Origin of the sequence: Sphingopyxis sp., from assembly GCF_040216815.1 — a bacterium.
In the GTDB taxonomy this organism is placed as follows: Bacteria; Pseudomonadota; Alphaproteobacteria; order Sphingomonadales; family Sphingomonadaceae; genus Sphingopyxis.
On sequence record NZ_JAVJOJ010000004.1, the window covers coordinates 551836 to 572291 of the forward strand.

Here is a 20456-nt window from a genome sequence, read left to right on the forward strand (position 1 = left end):
GCCGACTAGTGGATGGCGATGAGCGGCAGGACCACGCCGATGACGACGAGGAACAGCCCCGCCGCCTGACAGCGAACCGGTTCGCGCAGATAGGAATGCGCGAAGTCGATGGTGAAGACGACCTCGACTTGCCCGACGATCCATGCAAGATGAAGAAGGTGTGGCATAGTCGTGACGACGACGAGTGGTTCGAGGCCAAGGCGCAGTTCGCCGTCATCATCGGGGAGCGCTTCGCGGTCTGATGAACAAACCGGCCCCGCGCACAAAATTACTGGGAGGCCCGAACTTCTACTCGCTCCGAGGCCCGGATCCTGATCGAAGTCTGGTGCCGGCATTACAACACCGTCCGGCAGCACAGCTCGCTCGGTTATCGGGCACCGGCGCCGGAGGCCGTTCCGTCAATACACTAACCTAAAGCCCGGACCACTCGGTGGGGGCCGGTCAAACGTCTTCGGCCTTCAATCCGCAGGCGAGAGCCTTCGGTCTTGGCAGCGGGAGAATGTTCGACCGATAGTTTGCTTCGCCTAAGGTCGTTTCGCAGGTGGCACGGCTCCCCACGAATGACGGCCATCATGCGACTTCCCCTATCTAAATTGCAATTGCTCTGTCGGCCCTTTCAACTCGGCGTATTAGGGGTCGGGGTGATTTCGATCGTGCACCGCACAGGGCGTTTCAGATTGAGGGCTCGCTTTTCGCACGCCGCGATCTTGTCCTTATTGTCGCGTCGCATTTCGGCAGCGTCAGAAATCGCGCGCCACGCTTCGGGGCTCCCGACCTGCATCAACCGCACCCGGCCTTCCCAAATCGTCGGCGCGCGTAGCACGCGTGCTGCGATCTTCTCCGGCATGTGCCAGCTCTCGGGTAGCCGAACTCGAACGCGAGCGGCAGGAGATCAACGCTCGGCTTGCGGAAGCACCGCAGGACGTTCCCAATGTCCATCCCGGCATCGCCGAAATCTACAAGCGCAAGGTCGCCAGCCTCGCCGAAACGCTCAAAGACCCAGAAATGCGGCTCGACGCCTCAAGCGATATCCGCACTCTCGTCGGCAAGATTGTCCTCCATCCCGGCGAGCGGCGCGGCGAGGTTCACGCAACGCTCCATGGCTCGCTCATGAGCATTCTCGACTTTGCTAACGATAACCTGCAAATCGGGGAGCGCCGAATTATAACATCGGTGTCCCCGGGTTCGCCGGGATGACGATAGAGTTAAGGGCAGCTTTCGGTCGAAACCCGTCGTTCGCCAACCTTCGTCATCCTTGGCCGATCTATGCGGCGCACTCGCCTTGGACGGCGACAACGATGGCATGGAGACCCGCTCCCAGCCGCACTCACGCGTAAATCGCGATCGCCTGACTGCCGCTCAGCACCGGTTCGCCCGCGCGGTTCCACAGCATCATGTCCTGCACCGACAGCCCGTGGCGTGCATAGCCGGTCTTTGCCGACAAGAGCCACCAGCCGTCCTCGGTCTGCGGCGTGCCGGTCAGCATGTTCACCGTCCAGTTCATCGAGCTGATCGGGCCGAACTGGCTGAACAGCGCCATCGCCGCGGGGGGCAGCGCGTCGCCCATCGCGAGCAGCGCGACCGTGGGGTGGCACATCGGTTCCTCGACGAAGCGCACCCAGGTCAGATATTCGCCCACGTCGCTTTTCCACGCAAAGCGCGGGCCGGTCGTCGGGCGCATGTCGAAATGGCGCGTGAAGGCCGGGCGCGCCTTGTGCTCGGGCACGGGTTCCAGCGTGTCGGGATCGGGCGCATCGGGCATCGTCAGCCGGTTGTGGTCGACATGGCTTTCGCGATCGGGTGAAAAGGCAAAGACCGCCGCGGTGCCGAAACCCATATCGCTCGACACGCCGGCGTCGACGAACAGGCTCGACTTCGACCGGCGCAGTTCGCGCGCCGTAACGGTGCACTCGCCGCCGACTGGGCCGACAAAGCTGATCTGGGCATAGCGCAGCGGGGTTTCGGTGGGGTGCAGCGCCATCGTTCCCGCAAGCGCGACCGCCGAACTGATCCCGCCATAGGCGGTGCGCCCTTGCATCCAGCCCTCGTCGATATGCGCCTTGGCGACGTCGCCTTCGGTGCGCAGCGTGGCGAGCAGCGCGTCGAGCGCGCCGGGGGAGGTCGTCATTCGGCTTTTATTCCTCTAGTCGAAAAGTCAGCCCGGCATTCGCCGTCAGCCGGTCGATCAGCGCCTCGCCGAGCAGCGCCCCCGGCGTCCAGACGCCGCCGCTGCCCTTGTTTCCGAGCAGCGCGATGCCGGTTTCGGCGAGCATCTTCGACGTCGAGCCATAGCCGGGGTCGCGGTCGCCCTGCACACTCGCGCGGACCGTGGTGCCGTCCGCATATTCGCCGATGAAGAGGATGTCGTAAAAGCCCTTCTCGCGCTCTTCCTTGCTTGGACCTTCGCCCGGCTGGAGCTTGGAATCGCCGAACGGGTTCGCCTTTGCCATCGCCTCCGCCATCGCTTTTCCGGCATCGCCGATCGTCGTCATCACCATCTCGTCATAGACAAGGTCGGCGCCCCATGGGTGACCAAGCAGGAAGTTGGTGCGATGGACATTCTTGGTGTTGATCGGCGCCATGACAAAGGGTGCGGTCCAGGTGCCCGTTGCAGCATCATATTCGGGGATCAGGCCGGTCGGCTGCGACGGCCCCTCGAACCCCGGCGTCAGCGCGAAGGAGGATTTGAGCAGAAGCGCGAGCGAGGGGTTTTTCGCCACCGCTTTCAGCGTTTCGGTGAGGCTGGCGATCGTGCCGCCCGACGCGCCGCCCGCCATCTTGCGCACGCGGCCCTTGACGCGTGGCGCGGGTTTGCCGTGTCGCTTCGCCGCTTCGGCCTGGAGGAACAGCACGCCCAGGTCGAACGGGATCGAATCGAAGCCGCAGGAAAAGGTGATGCGCGCGCCCGACGCCTTCGCCGCATCATGGTGCGTGTCGATCATCTCGCGCATCCAGCCGGGTTCGCCGCAAAGGTCGGCATAGGCGGTGCCGGCGCGGACGCAGGCGGCAATAAGCGCGCTACCGTAAAGCTGATAGGGACCGACAGTGGTGAGGACGACTTTGGTTCTTTCCGCCATCGCGTCGAGGCTTTTGGGATCGCCGGCGTCGGCGACGATCAGCGGCGTATCCGGGCTTGCGCCGATCAGGTCGCGTACCTCGGCGAGCTTGTCGAGTCTGCGCCCCGCCATCGCCCATTGGGGCGCATCCTTGCGGCCCTTGTAATGGTGCGCGAGATATTCGGCGACGAGGCGGCCGGTAAAGCCCGTCGCGCCATAGACGATGATGTCGAGATCGCGTGCGCTGGCCATCGAACCTCCCCCTTTACGTAAACGTCAAGTTGGCACGCTAGCGCATATGCACCGTCGTGCCAAGGGGTGAGGGCGGAGCGGTTCGCCGCGGGTTGTGGCTCGTTGTCGACCCATGTTTCATTGTCATCCCGGCGAAGGGTGCCCAGAGGCACGTGACTCTGAAACACGATTTCGCCGGTGTGTCATTCCGCCAGGGCGAGATCCCGGCCTTCGCCGGGATGACGGTAAGGGATGGACGATATGCTCCCGGCCCGGAAGTCGCCAACGACCCCGCCCAAAAGAAAGGGCCGGACGGTCGCCCGTCCGGCCCCTCCCTTTTTCCGCCGCCTTAGCGCCAGCGGAAATGGTTGCGATAGACGCGGATCACCTTGCCGCTGCGCATATTGACCAGCAGCAGGTCGTTATAGTGGCGTACATAGGTCAGGTTGCGCCCCGCGCGGGGCACGCCCCAGCGGCTGTCCCAGGCCGGGCGATAGGCCGGCGCGTAATAATTGGGGCGCAGCGTCGCGCCGATGCGGAACGACTGATAGGCGAAGGGCGCGCGATAATTTTGATAGCGCTTGTCGCGGCGCCAGTCGTTCCTGCTGTCGCGCAGGTCGCGGCGCGCGTCATTATATTCGCGCCGCTCTTCGCGAATGTCGTGCCGGTCGCCATGGCGAAGCGCCTCGCGATACTCGCGCCGTTCTTCACGAACCTCGCGGCGGTCGCGTTCGATCTCGCGGGTCTGGGCCTGCGCGGCCACCGGGACGATCATCGCGGCGATCAGGCCGGCGGCGAGAAATTTCGTCTTCTTCATTGTGCCATTCCTTTGCATCGTCAGGGGGGCGGGGATTCGCCCGATGACTGATGGCGGAATAGGCGGTTCGATTTGAACGGGTGCGGAATACCCCGTTTATTTTCAGGTCATTAGTGTCGCAAATTGTCGCGCCAGAACGACGAAAGGGCGCCGCCTTGCGGCGACGCCCCGGAACTTTCGCCAACGAAGGGAAATCAGACCAGCTCGATCGCCACCGCGGTCGCTTCGCCGCCGCCGATGCACAGGCTGGCGATGCCGCGCGTCTTGCCGTGGCGCTGGAGCGCCGCGATCAGCGTGGTGACGATGCGCGTGCCGCTGGCGCCGATCGGATGGCCGAGCGCGGTTGCGCCGCCGTGGACGTTTATCTTTTCGTGCGGGATGCCAAGGTCGTTCATCGCGAACATCGCGACGCAGGCAAAGGCTTCATTGACTTCGAACAGGTCGACGTCGGCGATCGACCAGCCGGTCTTGGCGAGCAGCTTGTTGATCGCGCCGACGGGGGCGACGGTGAAGTCCTTGGGTTCCTGCGCGTGCGCGGCGTGCGCGACGAGCTTCGCGACGGGTTTGGCTCCCTTCGCTTCGGCGACCGACAGGCGGGTGAGCACGACCGCGGCGGCGCCGTCCGAAATCGACGAGCTGGTCGCCGCCGTGATCGTGCCGTCCTTGGCAAAGGCGGGGCGCAGCGTCGGGATCTTGTCGGGCATCGCCTTGCCCGGCGCCTCGTCGGTGTCGACGACGACGTCGCCCTTGCGGCCCGCGATCGTCACCGGCGCGATTTCGGCGGCGAAGGCGCCGTCGGCGATCGCTGCCTTCGCGCGGCTCAGCGAGGTGAGCGTATAATCGTCCATCGACTGACGGCTGAGCTGATAGGCATCGGCGGTGTCTTGCGCAAAGGTGCCCATCGCGCGGCCCGCGTCATAGGCATCCTCCAGCCCGTCGAGGAACATATGGTCATAGGCGGTGTCGTGGCCGATGCGCGCGCCCGAACGATGCTTTTTGAGCAGATAGGGGGCGTTCGTCATCGACTCCATCCCGCCCGCGACGATCAGGTCGACGCTGCCCGCGGCGAGCGCCTCGGCGCCCATGATGACCGTCTGCATCCCCGAACCGCACACCTTGTTCACGGTCGTCGCCTGCACCGACTTGGGCAGGCCCGCCTTGATCGCCGCCTGGCGCGCAGGCGCCTGCCCGAGTCCGGCGGGAAGGACGCAGCCCATATAGATGCGCTCGACATCTTCGCCCGCGACGCCTGCGCGCTCGACCGCTGCCTTCACCGCGGTCGCGCCAAGGTCGGTCGCGCTCGCGTCCGACAGGCTGCCCTGCATACTGCCCATCGGAGTGCGCGCATAGGAGAGGAAAACGACGGGATCGGTGGCGGTCATGGCAAAAGACTCCGTAAGGGAAAGCAATGTCGGCCGCCCGATTAGCGGCTTTGCTGCAATTGCGAAAGGGGCAGCGCCAAGATGGGAGGCGCGTTTCATCTTGCAACCCTCCGCCCGCCATGGTCAAACATCGCGCGAAACGATCAGGGGAGACAGGTCATGGCCATGCCGAGCGCAGAGAATATCGCAGGCGAAACTGCGCGGATGCATGAAGTGCTGACCGCGCAAAAGGCGAGCTTTACCGCCGCGATGCCCGAAAGCCTCGCCGTCCGCAGTGACCGGATCGACCGCGCGATCGCGTTGCTGGTCGACAATGCCGAGGATTTCGCCAACGCGGTGAGCGAGGATTTCGGGCACCGCAGCCGCGAACAGACGTTGATGACCGACATCCTGCCTTCGGTCAGCGCGCTCAAACATGCAAAAAAGCATATGGCGAGCTGGGCGAGGGGGGAGAAGCGCAAGCCGACCTTTCCGCTCGGGCTGCTGGGCGCCAAGGCTGAAGTGCAGTTTCAGCCCAAGGGCGTTGTCGGCGTCGTCGCGCCATGGAATTTCCCGATCGGCATGGTCTTTGTCCCGATGGCGGGCATCCTTGCCGCGGGCAATCGCGCGATGATCAAGCCGAGCGAGTTCACCGAACATGTCTCGGCGCTGATGGCGCGGCTTGTCCCCGACTATTTCGACGAAAGCGAAATGGCGGTGTTCACCGGCGATGCCGAGGTCGGGATCGCCTTTTCGAAGCTCGCCTTCGATCATATGATCTTCACCGGGGCCACCAGCGTCGGTCGCCACATTATGCGCGCCGCCGCCGACAATCTGGTGCCGGTTACGCTGGAGCTCGGCGGCAAATCGCCGACCTTTATCGGACGCAGCGCGAACAAGGATCTGGTGGGGCAGCGCGTCGCGCTGGGCAAGATGATGAACGCGGGGCAGATCTGTCTGGCGCCGGATTATCTGCTGGTCGCCGACGATCAGGAAGGCGAGGTGATCGACAGCGTCAGCAAGGGCGCAGCCGCCCTTTATCCGACCCTGCTCGCCAACGGTGATTATACGTCGGTGGTCAACGGGCGGAATTACGACCGGCTGCAATCCTACCTCGCCGACGCGCGCGACAAGGGCGCCGAGGTGATCGAGGTCAATCCGGGGAATGAGGATTTTGCGAGCGCCAACGGGCACAAGATGCCGCTCCACATCGTGCGCAACCCGACCGACGAGATGAAGGTGATGCAGGAGGAAATCTTCGGTCCCATCCTGCCGGTGAAGACCTACAGGACGATCGACGAGGCCATCGACTATGTGAACGAACGCGACCGTCCGCTCGGCCTTTATTATTTCGGGCAGGACAAGAGCGAGGAGGAACGCGTGCTGACGCGCACCATTTCGGGCGGCGTCACGGTCAACGATGTGCTGTTCCACAATGCGATGGAGGATCTGCCCTTTGGCGGCATCGGGCCATCGGGGATGGGCAATTACCACGGCGTCGACGGCTTTCGCACCTTCAGCCATGCGCGCGCCGTCTATCGCCAGCCCAAGCTTGACGTCGCGGGTCTCGCGGGTTTCAAGCCGCCTTATGGCAAGGCGACCGCGAAGACGCTGGCGAAGGAATTGAAGAAATAGCCAGCAGGCCTGTCATTGCGAGCGCAGCGAAGCAATCCAGAGCGGTTTATGCTACTCTGGATTGCTTCGCTGCGCTCGCAATGATGAGCAAAAATGCTAATCCCGCCCGGCGATCTTGATGTCCTTGCCCAGCAGCGTTTTCACATAGATGCGCTGCACGAGCACATAGATCACCACGGTCAGCGGCGCGGCGAGCAGCACGCCGAGAAAGCCGAACAGCAGCCCGGCCGCGACGACGGCGAACAACAGCACCGCGGGCGGCACGTCGACCGCCTGTTTCTGGATCATCGGCTGCAGGAAATTGCCCTGCAATTGCTGGATGGCGAGGAACAGGATCAGCGTCCACAGCGCGGTCGCCGGCGACACGGTGAAGGCCAGCAGCACGGCGGGGATGCCGGCAATGATCGGCCCGATCATCGGGATGACATCGAGCAGGCCGGCGATGAGGCCAAGGCCGCCCGCTGCGGGCACGCCGAGCAGCGCGAGCCCCGCCCAGGTCAGTGCGGCAACGACGAGCGACGATACCGCTTGTCCTACCATCCACCCTTTCAGCCCGCGCGCGGCGTCGTCCAGCGCGAGGTCGACGGTCGCTTCAGCCCGCGCGGGCATCAGCAGCAACAGCCCGCGGCGATAGGTCGCCGGGTCGCCGGCGAGAAAGATGGCCGCGACGAGCACGAGCACGAAATCGGCAATCCCGCTCCCCGCGGCGAGCGCATAGCCCCCCGCTTGCGAGAGGAGCTGCGAAATATCCTCGCTCCCCACCTCGGCCAGCGCACGCACCCGCGCGCCGAGGCCGTAGCGGTCGAGGAAGGCCTCGACCCCCTGCAAGGCACGCGGCACCTGTTGCTGGATCGTGTCGATCTCGCGCGCGAGCTGCGATCCGAACAGAATGAAGGCACCGGCAAAGACGGCAACGATCCCCGCGACCGACAGCGCGAGCGCGATGCCGCGTCCGATGCCGGTACGGCGCACAAGCGCGCTCGCGATCGCATCGAATACCGCGCCGAGCACGACGGCGGCAAAGACCAGCATGAAAAAGCGCGTCAGGCTGACCGCGAGCCACGCCACGCCTGCGATCGCGACCACGATTATCGCGGCCGTCGCAATGCGGCCGGGTTCGAAAGGGGGCGCGGGCGGCACCTTGGCGCGCGCCGCGGCGGATGGGGCAGGGGACGCCTTGCTCTTGTCGCTCATCTGCCCTTCTTATGCACGATGCCGCTTATCCACTAGACGAAAAGCATCTTTCTGTGGCAACGGCTGCCGCGCAGCGACCGGCGGCGGAGAATCATCTTCGGTGCCGGACGCCGCCCACGGGCCCCTGTGGTGAAATTGGTAGACGCGCTCGACTCAAAATCGAGTTCCGCAAGGAGTGCTGGTTCGAGTCCGGCCAGGGGCACCATCATCTTTCCCGAACATCGGCAGTCCATCGCTTTTACCGGGCCGACCAAGAATTGCGCCGCCTGCCCCCATGGAGCGGGACGGTGCGACGAAGGCGCTTGGCGCGCGCCTACGCTGCGAAAAAAGGGCGGCCCGTTGCCGGACCGCCCTGTCTTGTTTCTGCGATGAACCGCCCGGATCAGCGCGAATAGAATTCGACGACCAGATTGGGTTCCATCTTCACCGGATAGGGAACTTCGTCGAGCGTGGGCACGCGAACGAAGGTCGTCTTGGTGCCGTCGACCGCCAGATATTCGGGCAGGTCGCGTTCGGGCAGGCTCTGCGCTTCGGCGACGAGCGCCATTTCCTGCGCCTTCTTGCCCAGCGTGACTTCGTCGCCCGGCTTCACGAGGCGGCTTGCGATATTGCACTTCACGCCGTTGACATAGACGTGGCCGTGGCTGACGAGCTGGCGCGCCGAGAAGATCGTCGGGGTGAACTTCGAACGATAGACGACCGCGTCGAGACGGCGTTCGAGCAAGCCGATCAGATTCTGGCCCGTATCGCCCTTCATGCGCGAGGCCTCAAAGTAGTTCTTCTTGAACTGCTTTTCGGTGATGTCGCCGTAATAGCCCTTCAGCTTCTGCTTGGCGCGGAGCTGAATGCCGAAGTCCGACATCTTGCCCTTGCGGCGCTGGCCGTGCTGGCCGGGGCCATATTCGCGGCGGTTGACCGGGCTCTTCGGGCGACCCCAGATATTTTCGCCCATGCGGCGGTCGAGTTTATACTTGGCGCTCTGGCGCTTCGACATGATCGTCTCCAATTTGCTGTTTGCCGAAGGATTTCGGCGGTTCCCGGGTCGCACCGCACGGGCCGGGCCGTGCGCGACCACCGCTTCACCGGGGTGCGGGGTCAATTTGCGAAGGCGCGCGGGTAGACGGGGCGGGGCACAAAGTCAAGCGCCGAGGCGCGCTCGACAGCCGCGAAAAAGCCGCTAAAGGCTGCCCGCATGACCTCCGCCAAACTTCCCGAACAATGCGAAACCATGTCCGATGTGCGCGCCGGGGTCGATGCCGTCGACCGCGAACTTGTCGGCCTGCTCGTCCGCCGGTTCGGTTATATGGATGCGGCCGCCCGCATCAAGACCGACCGCGACAGCGTCCGTGATGAAGCGCGCAAGGCCGAAGTGCTGAACAATGTGGCGCGCGCGGCCGAGTCCGCGGGACTGGAACCCGCGCGTCTGCGGGCCGTGTGGAACGAACTTGTCGAGCAGTCGATCGAGTATGAAGCGGTCCGGTGGGATCGCCTGCACGGCAGGGGCTGAACCAGTGTTGCCGCGCGCTACTTAGGCCGCAAGCCGTTCTAGTGGGCGCTTCCGGTTGCCGGCTTTTCCGTGGCCGCCTGTTCGGTCGCATCCTCGGGCTTGGCGGGCTCGGTGATCGTGCGGCAAACGCGCTTCGGTACCGAGCTGCCTGTCATTTCGACCTTCTGGCAGACCTTCTTGGGCTTGGCGGGCTTGTCGGTGTGGTGGGGTTCCGGCGAAGCGGTGGTCGCGGGCGCCGCCGCGGATAGGGAAAGAGCAAGCAACAGGCTGATCATCGAACGAAACTCCTGGATGGGGCGAGCCGGCCGGCTTCAAGCGGCAATGAAATCGCTGATAATCAGCGATATAATCCGCCGCAATAACCTCTGAGATAGTGGGTCTTAAAGGCAGCAGTCGGCGCGTGTTCAGGCTGGCCGACCTGTCGGCCCGATCTAGTCGACGGCGCCGTTGCCGAGCTGCGCCTTGTAACTTTGGTCGATCAGGTCGAGCGATTGCGCGCCGTCGCCGCTTTCGTTCGCCCACTCCTGTTCGGTCTTGCACACACGGCGGCTGAGGTTGCTGCCTGTCCGCCGTGTGCTACGGCACACGCGTTTGGACTTCTGTGCCTTTTCCGGCGCAGCCTGCGTCGGCGTTGTCGCCTGATCGGTGGCAGCGGTCGCCGACGACGCAGAAAGTGCCGCCGCCAAAATAAGGGTCATCATCGGAAGGGGACTCCTGAATTTATGTATTGCGGTCAACCTATTGCATTTTTTTTCCGCGGCCAAGAGCTACGATGATCCCGTGCATCATGCGGATGTCGTTGTGCGACCAGCCGGTCTTGGTGAGCGTGGTGCGCAGCGTGCGCAGCGTCGCATCGCGGCGTTCGGGCGGGAAAAAATAACCGCTCTGGTCGAGGTCGCGGACCAGATGCCCGATAAGCTCTTCAAGCTCGCCGTGCGGCGCGGGGGGATCGAGCGGCACCTCGGGCGGGCTTGCCAGCGCCGCGCCGCCTTCGGCCTGGGTGGGCAGCTGCTTCGACCATTCATAGGCGAGCAGGATCACCGCCTGCGCGAGGTTCAGCGACCCGAATTCGGGGTTGATCGGCACGGTGACGATCGTGTGCGCCAGCGCGACATCGTCGGTTTCGAGCCCCGACCGTTCGGGACCGAAAACATAGGCCGAGCGGCCCGTGTTCGCATGCACGTCGCGCGCTGCGGCTTCGGGGGTCAGAACCGGCTTGGTCACGCCGCGCTTGCGCACCGTTGTGGCATAGATGGTGGTGCAATCGGCGACCGCTTCGGCCAGTGTCTCGAACACGGTCGCCCCGGCAAGTACGATGTCCGCGCCTGCGGAGGCGGGGCCGGCATCGGGGTTCGGCCAGCCGTCGCGGGGTGCCACGAGGCGCATTTCGGTCAGCCCGAAATTGAGCATTGCGCGCGCCGCCTTGCCGATATTCTCGCCAAGCTGCGGACGGACGAGGACGATGACGGGGGGCGGGGCGGCCGCGGTCATTTGATCGGCCGCGCTGCCTCGGTGATCGTCGAGGCAAATTCCTCGAAATCCTTGGCCTCGGTGAAGTCGCGATAGACGCTGGCAAAGCGGATATAGGCGACATTGTCGAAGCCTTTGAGCGCCTCCATCACCATCGCGCCGATCTGCGTCGCCTGCACTTCGCTTTCGCCCGATGTTTCAAGCTGGCGCTGGATACCCGACACCAGCCGTTCGATCCGCGCACCGTCGATCGGGCGCTTGCGGCACGCAATCTGCACGCTGCGCATCAATTTTTCGCGGTCGAAGGGTTCGCGCGTCCCGCCGGCCTTCAGCACCGCGACTTCACGGAGCTGGATGCGTTCAAAGGTGGTGAAACGTGCGCCGCAATCCTCGCACTGGCGGCGGCGGCGAATGGCGGCGCCGTCCTCGGTCGGACGGCTATCCTTCACCTGGCTGTCTTCATGGCCGCAATAGGGACAGCGCATGGGTCAGCGCTTCACTTGCATCACCAGCGCGATCGCCGCACCCGCGAACAGGCCGACGGGCCAGCTTATCATGTCGATGGCCAGGCCCACCAGCCCGCCGATTGCGCCGCCGATCAGCACCGGGCGCGTCGAGGGATGGTCCATCCCCTGACGGCCCATCGCCTTGGCTTCCTCGATCGATCGTTCGAGCAGGGTAGGCTCTTCGGGGTTGGGGCGCGCCATCGCCCTTATCCCTGATAGATGGGGAAGCGTTCGCAAAGCTTGCGGACGCGGCCGCGCACATCGGCTTCGACATCGGCGTCGCCATGCTCGCCCTTGTCGCGCAGCGCTTCCAGAACGTCGGCGACCATATCGCCGATTTCCTCAAACTCGGCGACACCGAAACCGCGCGTCGTGCCCGCGGGCGAACCGACGCGGATGCCGCTGGTCTTCACCGGCGGCAGCGGATCGAAGGGCACACCATTCTTGTTGCAGGTTATCGCGCTGCGTTCTAGCGCCTCGTCGGCATCGCGCCCGGTGATGCCGAGCGGGCGAAGGTCGATCAGCGCCAGATGCGTGTCGGTGCCGCCCGCGACGACGTCGGCGCCGCGCGCCTTCAGCCGGTTCGCCAGCGCCTGCGCATTGGCGATCGTCGCCTTCGCATAGTCCTTGAACTCGGGGCGCAGCGCTTCACCAAAAGCCACTGCCTTGGCGGCGATGACGTGCATCAGCGGGCCGCCCTGCAGGCCGGGGAAGACCGCCGAATTGATACGCTTCGCAATCGCTTCGTCATTGGTCAGGATCATGCCGCCGCGCGGGCCACGCAGCGTCTTGTGCGTCGTCGTCGTGACGACATGCGCATGTTCCATCGGTGAGGGGTGTGCGCCGCCTGCGACGAGGCCCGCGAAATGCGCCATGTCGACCATCAGCAGCGCTCCGACATCGTCGGCGATGGCGCGGAAGCGCGCAAAGTCGAGCGTGCGCGGATAGGCCGAGCCGCCCGCGATGATGAGCGCGGGGCGGTGCTCCTTCGCCAGCGCCTCGACCTGATCGAAATCGACGAGATGATCGTCGGGGCGCACGCCATATTGGACGGCATTATACCATTTGCCCGACATGGCGGGCGCCGCGCCGTGGGTCAGGTGCCCGCCGGCATCCAGGCTCATGCCCATGATCGTCGCGCCGGGCTTGGTGAGCGCCAGCATCACCGCGCCATTCGCCTGCGCGCCCGAATGCGGCTGGACGTTGACGAACCCGGCGTCGAACAGCTGCTTGGCACGGTCGATGGCGAGCGTTTCAACCTCGTCCGACGGGGCGCAGCCCTGATAATAGCGGCGGCCGGGATACCCCTCGGCATATTTGTTGGTAAAGACCGACCCCTGCGCCTCGAGCACCGCTTTCGAGACGATATTCTCCGAAGCGATCAGTTCGATCTGATATTGCTCGCGTTCGAGTTCATGTTTCATCGCTGCCGCAACGGCGGGATCGACGGTGCCGACGCCGTCGGTGAAATAACCGGCCGATTTAACGGGCTTGTCGAGCATGTCTGTGGTCATCGGCTGGTCTCCAGTTGGGGCGGATTGGATAGTTTGTCGACGCGGCGCGCGTGGCGGTCGCCCGCGAAGTCGGTGGTGAGAAAGGCGTCGAGGCATGCTTTTGCCATGTCGATGCCGGTCAGGCGCGCGCCCATCGCGATAACATTTGCATCATTATGCTCGCGCGACAGCTTCGCCGACAGTGGTTCGGACACGAGTGCGCAACGCGCGGCAGGGTTGCGATTGACCGAAATTGAAATGCCGATGCCCGATCCGCACAGGGCAACGCCGCGATCCGCGCGCCCTTCGGCGATCGCGGCGCCAAGGCGATAGCCGAAATCGGGATAGTCGACGCTGTCGGGGCCGTTGGTTCCCAGATCCTGAACCTCGTGCCCCCGTTCGCGCAGCCAGTCGGCAAGCAGGGCCTTGAGTTCATAAGCGGCGTGGTCGGCGGCGATGGCGATGCGCATGATGCGGCTCCCGCGGGGATAAGGGAATCGATGAGCGCGCTTTAGGCGAAGGCTCCGGACTTTGCCATAAGCGAGGTGGCAAATTTGTGACGCCGCCGATAAAACCGCCGCATGTCCGATACGATCATGTCGATCCTGATGCTCACGGGTGTCGTGCTCACCGGCGGCGCCGTCTATGTGTTCCGCAAGGGCGACCGCCGCCGCGCACTGCTGATGCTAGTCGCGGCGCTGGTAATGTTCGCCAATGTCGCGGTGTGGCTGGTGCCGGTGACCTAATATTCGTCGCCCCCGCGCAGGCGGGGGCTGCTCGAGAATTACGCAGCGATGCTGGGTAAGGCGGACGGCGGCCCCCGCTTTCGCGGGGGCGACGGGCAATGTCAGCGAATCGGCGAATCGGGCGCGAGCCGCATATCCAGATAATTGTCGAGGCTCTTCATCAACTGGTCGAGTTCATGCTCGAAGAAGTGGTTCGCGCGCGGGATCTCGTCATGGTGGATGGTGATGCCCTTTTGCGTGCGCAGCTTGTCGACCAGCTTCTGCACCGCAGCGGGGGGCACGATTTCATCCTGCCCGCCCGCGACGATGATGCCCGACGAGGGGCAGGGCGCGAGGAAGCTGAAGTCGTACATGTTCGCGGGCGGGGCGACCGACAGGAAGCCACGGATTTCGGGGCGGCGCATCAAAAGCTGCATCCCGATCCACGCGCCAAAGCTGAACCCCGCGACCCAGGTGGTCTGCGCCTCGGGATGGATCGACTGGACCCAGTCGAGCGCCGATGCGGCATCGGACAGTTCACCGATGCCGTTGTCGAACGTCCCCTGGCTGCGGCCGACGCCGCGGAAGTTGAAGCGCAGCACGGCAAAACCGCGCGCGACAAAGCTCTTGTACATCGCCTGGGTGATGCGATCGTTCATCGTGCCGCCGCCCTGCGGGTGCGGGTGCAGGATCATCGCGACCGGCGCGCGCGGGCGCGGCGGGGGGGAGAAACGGCCTTCGATACGGCCCTCGGGACCGGGGAAAATGACGTCGGGCATGGGCGCACCTTCTATATGTTTTGAGCTTGCCAGTGATTCGCCGACGGGCGGGGTGGCGGAGCGGGATTGGCGCCTATATAGAAATCAGGTAGCAAGTTGCAACTTTTGCGAATCGTTCGCAATAACCTGCGATTTGCTCCCTTCTCCGTTCGCACCGAGCGAAGTCGAGATGCCCGTCGGGCTTGGCGCCATGTCGATGGGTGTCTCGACTTCGCTCGACACGAACGGAACAGGAAATGGTGCTACTGGAATGATCTACCTCGACTATCAAGCCACGACCCCGCTCGCTCCCGAAGCGCGTACGGCGATGTTGCGCTGGCTGGAAGGGGCGGGGGAGGGCGACAGCTTCGCCAACCCCTCGAGCACGCACAAGGCAGGCCGCGCCGCCGCGGCCGCGGTCGAGGTTGCGCGCGATCAGGTCGCCGCGCTGCTGCCAAAGGGCGGGCGCCTCTTTTTCACATCGGGCGCGACCGAGGCGCTTAATTGGGCGTTGTTTCGCGGGGCGGAAGCAATGCCGGGCGGCGTCGCGGGGCTCAGCATCGAACATGCCGCCTCGCTGCAATGCCTCGAACGGCTGAACGCCGCGATCCTGCCGGTTGGCGCCGATGGCCTCGCGCTGCCGCCCGACGATGCGCTGATCCCCGAAACCGGCATCGTCGCCGCGATGCTGGTGAACAATGAAGTCGGCACGGTCCAGCCCGTCGCCGACATTGCCGCGGCCGCCCATGCGAAGAACAGCCTTTTGCTCTGCGACGCGGTGCAGGGCTATGGCCGCGTCGCCATCCCCGACGGGCCCGACCTGATCGCGCTGTCGGCGCACAAGATTCACGGTCCAAAGGGGATCGGCGCCCTGTGGGTGAAGGATGGTGTCGACCTGCCGCCCTTCATGGTCGGCGGGGCGCAGGAAGCGGGGATGCGATCGGGCACCGTGTCGCCGGCCCTTTGCGCGGGCTTTGGCGCGGCCGCCGCGCTCGCCGCCGACCGGTTCGACAAGGACGCCGACCATGTCGAACGCCTCTGGTCGCTGGCGATGGACTTGCTTCCCGAATGGACGATCAACGGCGATACCGAGCGCCGCTATCACGGCAATCTCAATATCCGGCGCGAAGGCGTGAACGGCCTGCGGCTGATGTCCGATGCGCGCGACATTGCCTTTTCGCTGGGCAGCGCCTGCGGCAGCGGGTCGGGCAAGGTCAGCCATGTGCTGCGCGCCATGGGGGTCAGCGAGGCCGATGCCCGCGCGTCGATCCGCCTCGGCTGGGGACGCTATACCTCCGAAGCCGAATTGCGCGACGGCCTGAGCGCGATCAAGGACGCGGCGCGATTGCAGGGGGTCAATTGATGCGCGTCACCTTTATCCACGCCGACGGCAAGGGGCGCACCGAGGCCGATGCACAGCCCGGCGACATATTGCTCGACGTCGCGCAGGCGAATCTGATGCCGCTGGAGGGCACGTGCGAGGGGCAGATGGCCTGCTCCACCTGCCATGTGATCGTGACGAAAGAAGATTTCGACCGCCTGCCGCCCGCCAGCGAGATGGAAGAGGATATGCTCGACCTCGCCGCCGGGGTGCGGCGGACGAGCCGCCTGTCGTGTCAGATCGTGTTGACCGAGGATATGGACGGTTTGACGGTGCATATTCCGGCGGAAAGCCGCAACATGCAGGCGCCACGCTGACCTTTTTTGATCGAAATCCGCCGGGGTTCAGTAAATTCCGGTCGTTTCCGGTGTCGTCGCCCGCACGGTCGTCTCGACCGTGGGGACCACCGCCGGCGGTACCGGCGCGATGACCGTCGCGGCCGGCCGCCCCGGCTTGGCGAAGCTCGCCACGACGGGGGCATCGCGGTCATAGAGATCGGCAAGCTTCTTGATGCCACCCTTGCCGTCGGGAACGACGGTCCAATAGGCGACATAGACAGGGAAGGGCTGGTCGAAGCCGAACCGCGTCGTCTTGCCGCTCGCGATCGCCTCGCCGAATTCCTCGGGGCTGCGTCCGGCGAACATCACCGCCATCAGGCCCGAAAAATGCAGGGCACGCTCCGTGCGGATACAGCCGTGGCTGAATGCGCGCGCCGCGGCGTTGAACGCGCCTTTCGACGGCGTGTCATGCAGATAGATGGCATGTTCGTTGAGCATTTCCATCTTCATCACGCCCAGCGCGTTGTTCGGCCCCGGTTTCTGAACAACCGACAGCGTCTTGCCGCTGCCCGTCCAGGTATAGCCCTGCGCGCGCGCGGAGGCCGGGTTACGCGCGATCGTCGCGCCGATGCCTTCATTGATGATGCTGCGCGGCAGCGTCCAATTGGGGTTGACGATGATGCCCGTCGCCATGGGGTTGAGCTGCGGCGTCGGGGTCGTCTTTTTGCCGACCACCGCCTTGTGGGTGGCGATGACGGTTCCACCGTGCACGACGCGGGTGAGATATTCGGGCACATTGCTGACGACATAGCGTTCGCCAAGATCGCGCGGCATCCAGCGCCAGCGCTCCATATTGACGCGGATGGCGTTGGCGTCGGCGGGCGTCTTTGATTTTTTGAGCGACGCCTTGAGCATGGCAAAATCGGGATGGACCGGATTCAGGCTCGCCAGCGTTTCGGGCACGGTGCCGGCGCCGAGCGCCGCGGTCAACAGCGCCAGCAGGGGCTCATTTTCGCCGTCGCTGTCGGTCATGAACCATTGCTTGCGCGCGGCGTTGGGCGTGCGTCCGTCGCGCAGATGCGTGGCAAGCAGCAGGAAGGTCTCGGTCGCCAGTTTGTCGAGTTTGGCTTGATCGTTCGAAAGGATCGCCGCGGCGAGCGCATCGGGCTGATAATCCCTGGCGAACAGGCCCTCGTCGCCCACTTTCTCGATGAAGCCGAGAAGCGCGGTAGCATTTTCTTCCGACCAGTTCGGCATTTCAAGCTGCGCCGCAACCAGCGGTGCGTCATCCGCAACCTTGTCGGGCTGGAGGATTACCGAATCCTCCTTCACGTCGGTTTGCGCGATGGACGGCATCGCAGCCAGCGCGAGCGGGAGAAACAGAATCGAGGCGGCGCGGGTCCGGAGGGGATGATTTTTGACCATGATCAAGGCTCATAGCCAAAAAGCGGGGCCAGTGAAAGCGCACTGGCGGACGGCTGGCCCCTGGCTGAAATCCCCACTAACCTTCCGCTGACAGCGGGCATCCCGACATCGAACCGGGGCGCGGTGTCGCGGCCCCGGCTTTCGCTGCGGCCGCGAAACAGGCCTTACGCCTGGCCGCCTTCACCCTGCCGTGCCAGCCATTCCTCCAGCCATTTGATCGTATAGTCGCCGTTGATGACATCGGGGTCGGCGAGCAGCGCCTGGTGCAGCGGGATGTTCGTCTTGACGCCGCCGATTACCATTTCCTCCAGCGCGCGGCGCATGCGCATCATGCAGCTTTCGCGGCTTCGGCCATAGACGATCAGCTTGCCGATCATGCTGTCATAATAGGGCGGGATCGAATAGCCGGCGTAGAGTCCGCTATCGACGCGCACATGCATACCGCCGGCGGGATGATAGGCCGTCACCTTGCCGGGGGAAGGGAGGAAGGTGCGCGGGTCCTCGGCATTGATGCGGCATTCGATCGAATGGCCGCGAAATTCCAGGTCTTCCTGGCGGACCGACAGGCTCGCGCCTCCCGCGATGCGGATCTGTTCGCGCACGAGGTCGAATCCCGTGATCATCTCGGTCACGGGATGTTCGACCTGGATGCGCGTGTTCATCTCGATGAAGAAAAATTCGCCATTTTCCCAAAGGAACTCGATCGTCCCGGCGCCGCGATACCCCATTTTCGCCATGGCATCGGCGCAGACCTGGCCCATGCGCGCGCGTTCCTCGGCGGAAATGATCGGCGAGGGGGCTTCTTCCAGCACCTTCTGGTGCCGCCGCTGGAGCGAGCAGTCGCGCTCGCCGAGGTGGATGGCATTGCCGTTGCCGTCGCCGAAGACCTGAAATTCGATGTGGCGCGGATTGCCGAGATATTTTTCCATATAGACGGTGGGGTCGCCAAAGGCCGCGGCGGCTTCGCTCGACGCCTGGCCCATCAGGCTTTCGAGGCTATCTTCGTCCGGGACCACCTTCATGCCGCGGCCGCCGCCGCCCGAGGCCGCCTTGATCAACACCGGATAACCGATGTCCTTCGCAAGCTTTTTTGTCTCTTCGCCAAAGGTGACGGCGCCTGGCGATCCGGGAACGACGGGAAGTCCCAACGCCACGGCAGTACGTTTGGCCTCGACCTTGTCGCCCATCGTGCGGATATGTTCGGGCTTCGGTCCGACAAAGATCATGTCGTGCGCCTCGATGATTTCGGCGAAGCGCTCGTTTTCGGAAAGGAAGCCATAGCCAGGATGGATCGCGTCGGCGCCGGTGATCTCGGCCGCCGAAATGATCGACGGGATATTGAGATAGCTGTCCTTTGCGGCGGGCGGACCGATGCACACGGCCTCGTCGGCCAGGCGGACGTGCATCGCATCGGTGTCGGCGGTCGAATGGACCGCGACCGTCTTGATGCCCATTTCATGGGCCGCGCGGTGGATGCGCAGTGCGATCTCGCCGCGGTTGGCGATCAGAAGTTTTTCAATGGCCATTGCCGAAATTTTCCTTCGCCTCAGGCGATGGTGAACAGCGGCTGGTCGAACTCGACCGGCTGGCTGTTCTCGACATGCACGGCCTTGAGCGTGCCCGAAGCGGTGGCGGTGATCGGGTTCATCACCTTCATCGCTTCGATGATCAGGATCGTGTCGCCGGCCTTTACCGCCGAGCCGACGGCCGCGAAATTGGGCGCGCCGGGTTCGGGGGCGAGGTAGACGGTGCCGACCATCGGCGACTTCACCGCGTCGGCGAAAGTGTCGGCGGCGGGGGCTGGCGCCGGGGCGGTAGCCGCCGGAGCGGCGGGTGCTGCAGCCGCGGGGGCGGCGGCCACAGGGGACGGCGCGATCGCGACGGGCGCGGCGGCGGTCAGCGTGCGCGCGACGCGCACCTTTCGGTCGCCGTCCTCGACCTCGATTTCCGAAAGCTGCGTGTCGTCGAGCAGCTCGGCAAGCGCGCGCACGAACGCCGGATCAATGTTGATGCCATTGTCTTTATGGTCACCCATGAGAATTTTTCCTGTTGTTGCGGCGCCGGTGGATGCGGCGCTCAGACCCCGTTTTTGATGCGCCCTATTGTCAGAGACGCGCGGCGGCGTCCAGCGCCAGCGTATAGCTGTCGGCGCCGTGCCCCGCAAAATGTGCCACCGCCGCCATGCCGACGAAGCTCACATGCCGGAACGGCTCGCGCTTCATCGGATCGGACAGATGAACCTCGATCACCGGAACCCGGATCGACTTGATCGCGTCGTGAATCGCGATCGACGTGTGCGTATAGCCGCCGGCGTTGAGCAATACCGCCTTGGCGCCCGCGACATAGGCTTCGTGCAGCCAGTCGATCAGCACGCCCTCGTGATTGGTCTGGCGGCATTCGACCTGCAGGCCGAGTTCGGCCGCGCGCGCTTCGAGGCGGCCATGGATGTCGTTCAGCGTGTCGTGGCCGTAAATCTCCGGCTCGCGCGTGCCGAGCAGATTGAGGTTGGGGCCCGAGAGGACAAAGACGGTCGGCTTGTCGGTCAAAGCATGGTCTTTCGGTTGCTACGCGATGCACTCCCCCTATATGGGCTGCTCGGCAAAAGGCAAAGCAAGGCGG

26 protein-coding genes, 1 tRNA gene and 1 pseudogene are annotated in these 20456 nt (G+C 64.5%); 9 read left to right on the forward strand and 19 right to left on the reverse strand.

Annotated elements, in window-relative coordinates; translation table 11 throughout:
- The first annotated feature begins 8 nt into the window (after window positions 1-8).
- The gene (locus RIA72_RS06430) at window positions 9-242 is read left to right on the forward strand and encodes a hypothetical protein (protein WP_350031486.1); all 234 of its coding nucleotides are present in this window, start codon (window positions 9-11) and stop codon (window positions 240-242) included.
- Window positions 243-259: 17 nt separating this feature from the next.
- A pseudogene (locus RIA72_RS06435) lies at window positions 260-392 on the forward strand (integrase core domain-containing protein); the annotation flags it as partial.
- A gap of 224 nt (window positions 393-616) precedes the next feature.
- Here RIA72_RS06435 and RIA72_RS06440 read toward each other — a convergent pair.
- Window positions 617-847, reverse strand: coding sequence for a DUF6118 family protein (locus RIA72_RS06440; protein WP_350031487.1), 231 nt, complete (start codon window positions 845-847; stop codon window positions 617-619).
- Here RIA72_RS06440 and RIA72_RS06445 point away from each other — a divergent pair.
- A complete protein-coding gene (locus RIA72_RS06445) occupies window positions 826-1197 on the forward strand; it encodes a hypothetical protein (RefSeq protein ID WP_350031488.1) in 372 nt (123 codons plus the stop codon). The two genes, RIA72_RS06440 and RIA72_RS06445, sit on opposite strands and share 22 nt — an antisense overlap.
- 130 nt (window positions 1198-1327) lie before the next feature.
- Here RIA72_RS06445 and RIA72_RS06450 read toward each other — a convergent pair whose 3' ends face one another.
- The 4 genes from RIA72_RS06450 to RIA72_RS06465 form a co-directional block, all read right to left on the reverse strand.
- Window positions 1328-2128, reverse strand: a complete 801-nt coding sequence (locus RIA72_RS06450) for an acyl-CoA thioesterase (protein WP_350031489.1) — start codon at window positions 2126-2128, stop codon at window positions 1328-1330.
- A gap of 7 nt (window positions 2129-2135) precedes the next feature.
- A complete protein-coding gene (locus tag RIA72_RS06455) occupies window positions 2136-3308 on the reverse strand; it encodes a saccharopine dehydrogenase family protein (RefSeq protein ID WP_350031490.1) in 1173 nt (390 codons plus the stop codon).
- A 328-nt stretch (window positions 3309-3636) separates the two neighbouring features.
- The gene (locus RIA72_RS06460; protein ID WP_350031491.1) at window positions 3637-4104 is read right to left on the reverse strand and encodes a hypothetical protein; all 468 of its coding nucleotides are present in this window, start codon (window positions 4102-4104) and stop codon (window positions 3637-3639) included.
- Window positions 4105-4298: 194 nt separating this feature from the next.
- Window positions 4299-5486, reverse strand: coding sequence for an acetyl-CoA C-acyltransferase (locus RIA72_RS06465; RefSeq protein ID WP_350031492.1), 1188 nt, complete (start codon window positions 5484-5486; stop codon window positions 4299-4301).
- 159 nt (window positions 5487-5645) lie between these two features.
- Here RIA72_RS06465 and RIA72_RS06470 point away from each other — a divergent pair, with 159 nt between their 5' ends.
- Window positions 5646-7100 (forward strand): coniferyl aldehyde dehydrogenase, encoded by a 1455-nt coding sequence (locus RIA72_RS06470; RefSeq protein WP_502957939.1) that lies wholly within the window; start codon window positions 5646-5648, stop codon window positions 7098-7100.
- 96 nt (window positions 7101-7196) lie between these two features.
- On the opposite strand, the gene RIA72_RS06475 is transcribed toward RIA72_RS06470, so the two are convergent.
- Entirely contained in the window at window positions 7197-8294 is a 1098-nt protein-coding gene (locus RIA72_RS06475; RefSeq protein ID WP_350031493.1) for an AI-2E family transporter, read from the reverse strand.
- 120 nt (window positions 8295-8414) lie between these two features.
- On the opposite strand from RIA72_RS06475, the gene RIA72_RS06480 reads away from it, so the two are divergent.
- Window positions 8415-8499: transfer RNA gene (locus RIA72_RS06480), tRNA-Leu, on the forward strand.
- 177 nt (window positions 8500-8676) lie between these two features.
- On the opposite strand, the gene rpsD is transcribed toward RIA72_RS06480, so the two are convergent.
- Window positions 8677-9288: a 30S ribosomal protein S4 gene (gene rpsD / locus RIA72_RS06485; RefSeq protein ID WP_350031494.1), complete on the reverse strand. Its 612-nt coding sequence runs from the start codon at window positions 9286-9288 to the stop codon at window positions 8677-8679.
- A gap of 198 nt (window positions 9289-9486) precedes the next feature.
- Between rpsD and RIA72_RS06490 the strand changes: the two genes are divergently transcribed.
- On the forward strand, window positions 9487-9801 hold the full coding sequence (locus tag RIA72_RS06490) for a chorismate mutase (protein WP_350031495.1): 315 nt from the start codon (window positions 9487-9489) through the stop codon (window positions 9799-9801).
- Window positions 9802-9839: 38 nt separating this feature from the next.
- Here the strand turns inward: RIA72_RS06490 and RIA72_RS06495 are convergent, their stop codons facing one another.
- The 7 genes from RIA72_RS06495 to rpiB all read right to left on the reverse strand — a co-directional run bounded on the left by RIA72_RS06495 (window position 9840) and on the right by rpiB (window position 13740).
- Window positions 9840-10076, reverse strand: a complete 237-nt coding sequence (locus tag RIA72_RS06495; protein WP_350031496.1) for a hypothetical protein — start codon at window positions 10074-10076, stop codon at window positions 9840-9842.
- Window positions 10077-10232: 156 nt separating this feature from the next.
- On the reverse strand, window positions 10233-10502 hold the full coding sequence (locus RIA72_RS06500; protein WP_350031497.1) for a hypothetical protein: 270 nt from the start codon (window positions 10500-10502) through the stop codon (window positions 10233-10235).
- A 37-nt stretch (window positions 10503-10539) separates the two neighbouring features.
- Window positions 10540-11292: an RNA methyltransferase gene (locus RIA72_RS06505; RefSeq protein ID WP_350031498.1), complete on the reverse strand. Its 753-nt coding sequence runs from the start codon at window positions 11290-11292 to the stop codon at window positions 10540-10542.
- Window positions 11289-11756, reverse strand: a complete 468-nt coding sequence (nrdR, locus tag RIA72_RS06510) for a transcriptional regulator NrdR (RefSeq protein WP_350031499.1) — start codon at window positions 11754-11756, stop codon at window positions 11289-11291. Before nrdR ends, RIA72_RS06505 begins: the two co-directional genes overlap by 4 nt.
- 3 nt (window positions 11757-11759) lie before the next feature.
- Window positions 11760-11978: a hypothetical protein gene (locus tag RIA72_RS06515; protein ID WP_350031500.1), complete on the reverse strand. Its 219-nt coding sequence runs from the start codon at window positions 11976-11978 to the stop codon at window positions 11760-11762.
- 5 nt (window positions 11979-11983) lie between these two features.
- Window positions 11984-13291 carry a serine hydroxymethyltransferase gene (gene glyA / locus RIA72_RS06520; protein WP_350031501.1) on the reverse strand — a complete coding sequence of 436 codons (1308 nt, stop codon included), beginning with the start codon at window positions 13289-13291 and terminating at the stop codon, window positions 11984-11986.
- Window positions 13288-13740, reverse strand: a complete 453-nt coding sequence (gene rpiB / locus RIA72_RS06525; protein ID WP_350031502.1) for a ribose 5-phosphate isomerase B — start codon at window positions 13738-13740, stop codon at window positions 13288-13290. Before rpiB ends, glyA begins: the two co-directional genes overlap by 4 nt.
- A gap of 111 nt (window positions 13741-13851) precedes the next feature.
- Between rpiB and RIA72_RS06530 the strand changes: the two genes are divergently transcribed.
- A complete protein-coding gene (locus RIA72_RS06530) occupies window positions 13852-14016 on the forward strand; it encodes a hypothetical protein (RefSeq protein ID WP_350031503.1) in 165 nt (54 codons plus the stop codon).
- A 101-nt stretch (window positions 14017-14117) separates the two neighbouring features.
- On the opposite strand, the gene RIA72_RS06535 is transcribed toward RIA72_RS06530, so the two are convergent.
- The gene (locus RIA72_RS06535; protein WP_350031504.1) at window positions 14118-14774 is read right to left on the reverse strand and encodes an alpha/beta hydrolase; all 657 of its coding nucleotides are present in this window, start codon (window positions 14772-14774) and stop codon (window positions 14118-14120) included.
- Window positions 14775-15024: 250 nt separating this feature from the next.
- On the opposite strand from RIA72_RS06535, the gene RIA72_RS06540 reads away from it, so the two are divergent.
- Together RIA72_RS06540 and RIA72_RS06545 are read left to right on the forward strand one after the other, a co-directional pair.
- The gene (locus RIA72_RS06540; protein ID WP_350031694.1) at window positions 15025-16116 is read left to right on the forward strand and encodes a cysteine desulfurase family protein; all 1092 of its coding nucleotides are present in this window, start codon (window positions 15025-15027) and stop codon (window positions 16114-16116) included.
- Window positions 16113-16451, forward strand: coding sequence for a 2Fe-2S iron-sulfur cluster-binding protein (locus RIA72_RS06545; protein WP_350031505.1), 339 nt, complete (start codon window positions 16113-16115; stop codon window positions 16449-16451). The genes RIA72_RS06540 and RIA72_RS06545 overlap by 4 nt, the downstream gene beginning before the upstream one ends.
- A gap of 27 nt (window positions 16452-16478) precedes the next feature.
- On the opposite strand, the gene RIA72_RS06550 is transcribed toward RIA72_RS06545, so the two are convergent.
- The 4 genes from RIA72_RS06550 to RIA72_RS06565 form a co-directional block, all read right to left on the reverse strand.
- Window positions 16479-17837 (reverse strand): L,D-transpeptidase family protein, encoded by a 1359-nt coding sequence (locus RIA72_RS06550; protein ID WP_350031506.1) that lies wholly within the window; start codon window positions 17835-17837, stop codon window positions 16479-16481.
- 164 nt (window positions 17838-18001) lie between these two features.
- Window positions 18002-19363: an acetyl-CoA carboxylase biotin carboxylase subunit gene (gene accC, locus RIA72_RS06555; RefSeq protein ID WP_350031507.1), complete on the reverse strand. Its 1362-nt coding sequence runs from the start codon at window positions 19361-19363 to the stop codon at window positions 18002-18004.
- 20 nt (window positions 19364-19383) lie between these two features.
- Window positions 19384-19872, reverse strand: coding sequence for an acetyl-CoA carboxylase biotin carboxyl carrier protein (gene accB / locus RIA72_RS06560; RefSeq protein WP_350031508.1), 489 nt, complete (start codon window positions 19870-19872; stop codon window positions 19384-19386).
- A 70-nt stretch (window positions 19873-19942) separates the two neighbouring features.
- Window positions 19943-20383, reverse strand: coding sequence for a type II 3-dehydroquinate dehydratase (locus RIA72_RS06565; protein ID WP_350031509.1), 441 nt, complete (start codon window positions 20381-20383; stop codon window positions 19943-19945).
- Between the last annotated feature and the right edge of the window lie 73 nt (window positions 20384-20456).

What these genes read in the sequence shown, in the direction of transcription:
- RIA72_RS06440 (WP_350031487.1), bottom strand. Translation starts at nt 847, where the DNA reads ATGCCGGAGAAGATCGCAGCACGCGTGCTACGCGCGCCGACGATTTGG.
- RIA72_RS06450 (WP_350031489.1), bottom strand. Translation starts at nt 2,128, where the DNA reads ATGACGACCTCCCCCGGCGCGCTCGACGCGCTGCTCGCCACGCTGCGC.
- RIA72_RS06455 (WP_350031490.1), bottom strand. Translation starts at nt 3,308, where the DNA reads ATGGCCAGCGCACGCGATCTCGACATCATCGTCTATGGCGCGACGGGC.
- RIA72_RS06460 (WP_350031491.1), bottom strand. Translation starts at nt 4,104, where the DNA reads ATGAAGAAGACGAAATTTCTCGCCGCCGGCCTGATCGCCGCGATGATC.
- RIA72_RS06465 (WP_350031492.1), bottom strand. Translation starts at nt 5,486, where the DNA reads ATGACCGCCACCGATCCCGTCGTTTTCCTCTCCTATGCGCGCACTCCG.
- RIA72_RS06470 (WP_502957939.1), top strand. Translation starts at nt 5,646, where the DNA reads ATGGCCATGCCGAGCGCAGAGAATATCGCAGGCGAAACTGCGCGGATG.
- RIA72_RS06475 (WP_350031493.1), bottom strand. Translation starts at nt 8,294, where the DNA reads ATGAGCGACAAGAGCAAGGCGTCCCCTGCCCCATCCGCCGCGGCGCGC.
- rpsD (WP_350031494.1), bottom strand. Translation starts at nt 9,288, where the DNA reads ATGTCGAAGCGCCAGAGCGCCAAGTATAAACTCGACCGCCGCATGGGC.
- RIA72_RS06490 (WP_350031495.1), top strand. Translation starts at nt 9,487, where the DNA reads ATGACCTCCGCCAAACTTCCCGAACAATGCGAAACCATGTCCGATGTG.
- RIA72_RS06495 (WP_350031496.1), bottom strand. Translation starts at nt 10,076, where the DNA reads ATGATCAGCCTGTTGCTTGCTCTTTCCCTATCCGCGGCGGCGCCCGCG.
- RIA72_RS06500 (WP_350031497.1), bottom strand. Translation starts at nt 10,502, where the DNA reads ATGATGACCCTTATTTTGGCGGCGGCACTTTCTGCGTCGTCGGCGACC.
- RIA72_RS06505 (WP_350031498.1), bottom strand. Translation starts at nt 11,292, where the DNA reads ATGACCGCGGCCGCCCCGCCCCCCGTCATCGTCCTCGTCCGTCCGCAG.
- nrdR (WP_350031499.1), bottom strand. Translation starts at nt 11,756, where the DNA reads ATGCGCTGTCCCTATTGCGGCCATGAAGACAGCCAGGTGAAGGATAGC.
- RIA72_RS06515 (WP_350031500.1), bottom strand. Translation starts at nt 11,978, where the DNA reads ATGGCGCGCCCCAACCCCGAAGAGCCTACCCTGCTCGAACGATCGATC.
- glyA (WP_350031501.1), bottom strand. Translation starts at nt 13,291, where the DNA reads ATGACCACAGACATGCTCGACAAGCCCGTTAAATCGGCCGGTTATTTC.
- rpiB (WP_350031502.1), bottom strand. Translation starts at nt 13,740, where the DNA reads ATGCGCATCGCCATCGCCGCCGACCACGCCGCTTATGAACTCAAGGCC.
- RIA72_RS06530 (WP_350031503.1), top strand. Translation starts at nt 13,852, where the DNA reads ATGTCCGATACGATCATGTCGATCCTGATGCTCACGGGTGTCGTGCTC.
- RIA72_RS06535 (WP_350031504.1), bottom strand. Translation starts at nt 14,774, where the DNA reads ATGCCCGACGTCATTTTCCCCGGTCCCGAGGGCCGTATCGAAGGCCGT.
- RIA72_RS06540 (WP_350031694.1), top strand. Translation starts at nt 15,025, where the DNA reads ATGATCTACCTCGACTATCAAGCCACGACCCCGCTCGCTCCCGAAGCG.
- RIA72_RS06550 (WP_350031506.1), bottom strand. Translation starts at nt 17,837, where the DNA reads ATGGTCAAAAATCATCCCCTCCGGACCCGCGCCGCCTCGATTCTGTTT.
- accC (WP_350031507.1), bottom strand. Translation starts at nt 19,363, where the DNA reads ATGGCCATTGAAAAACTTCTGATCGCCAACCGCGGCGAGATCGCACTG.
- accB (WP_350031508.1), bottom strand. Translation starts at nt 19,872, where the DNA reads ATGGGTGACCATAAAGACAATGGCATCAACATTGATCCGGCGTTCGTG.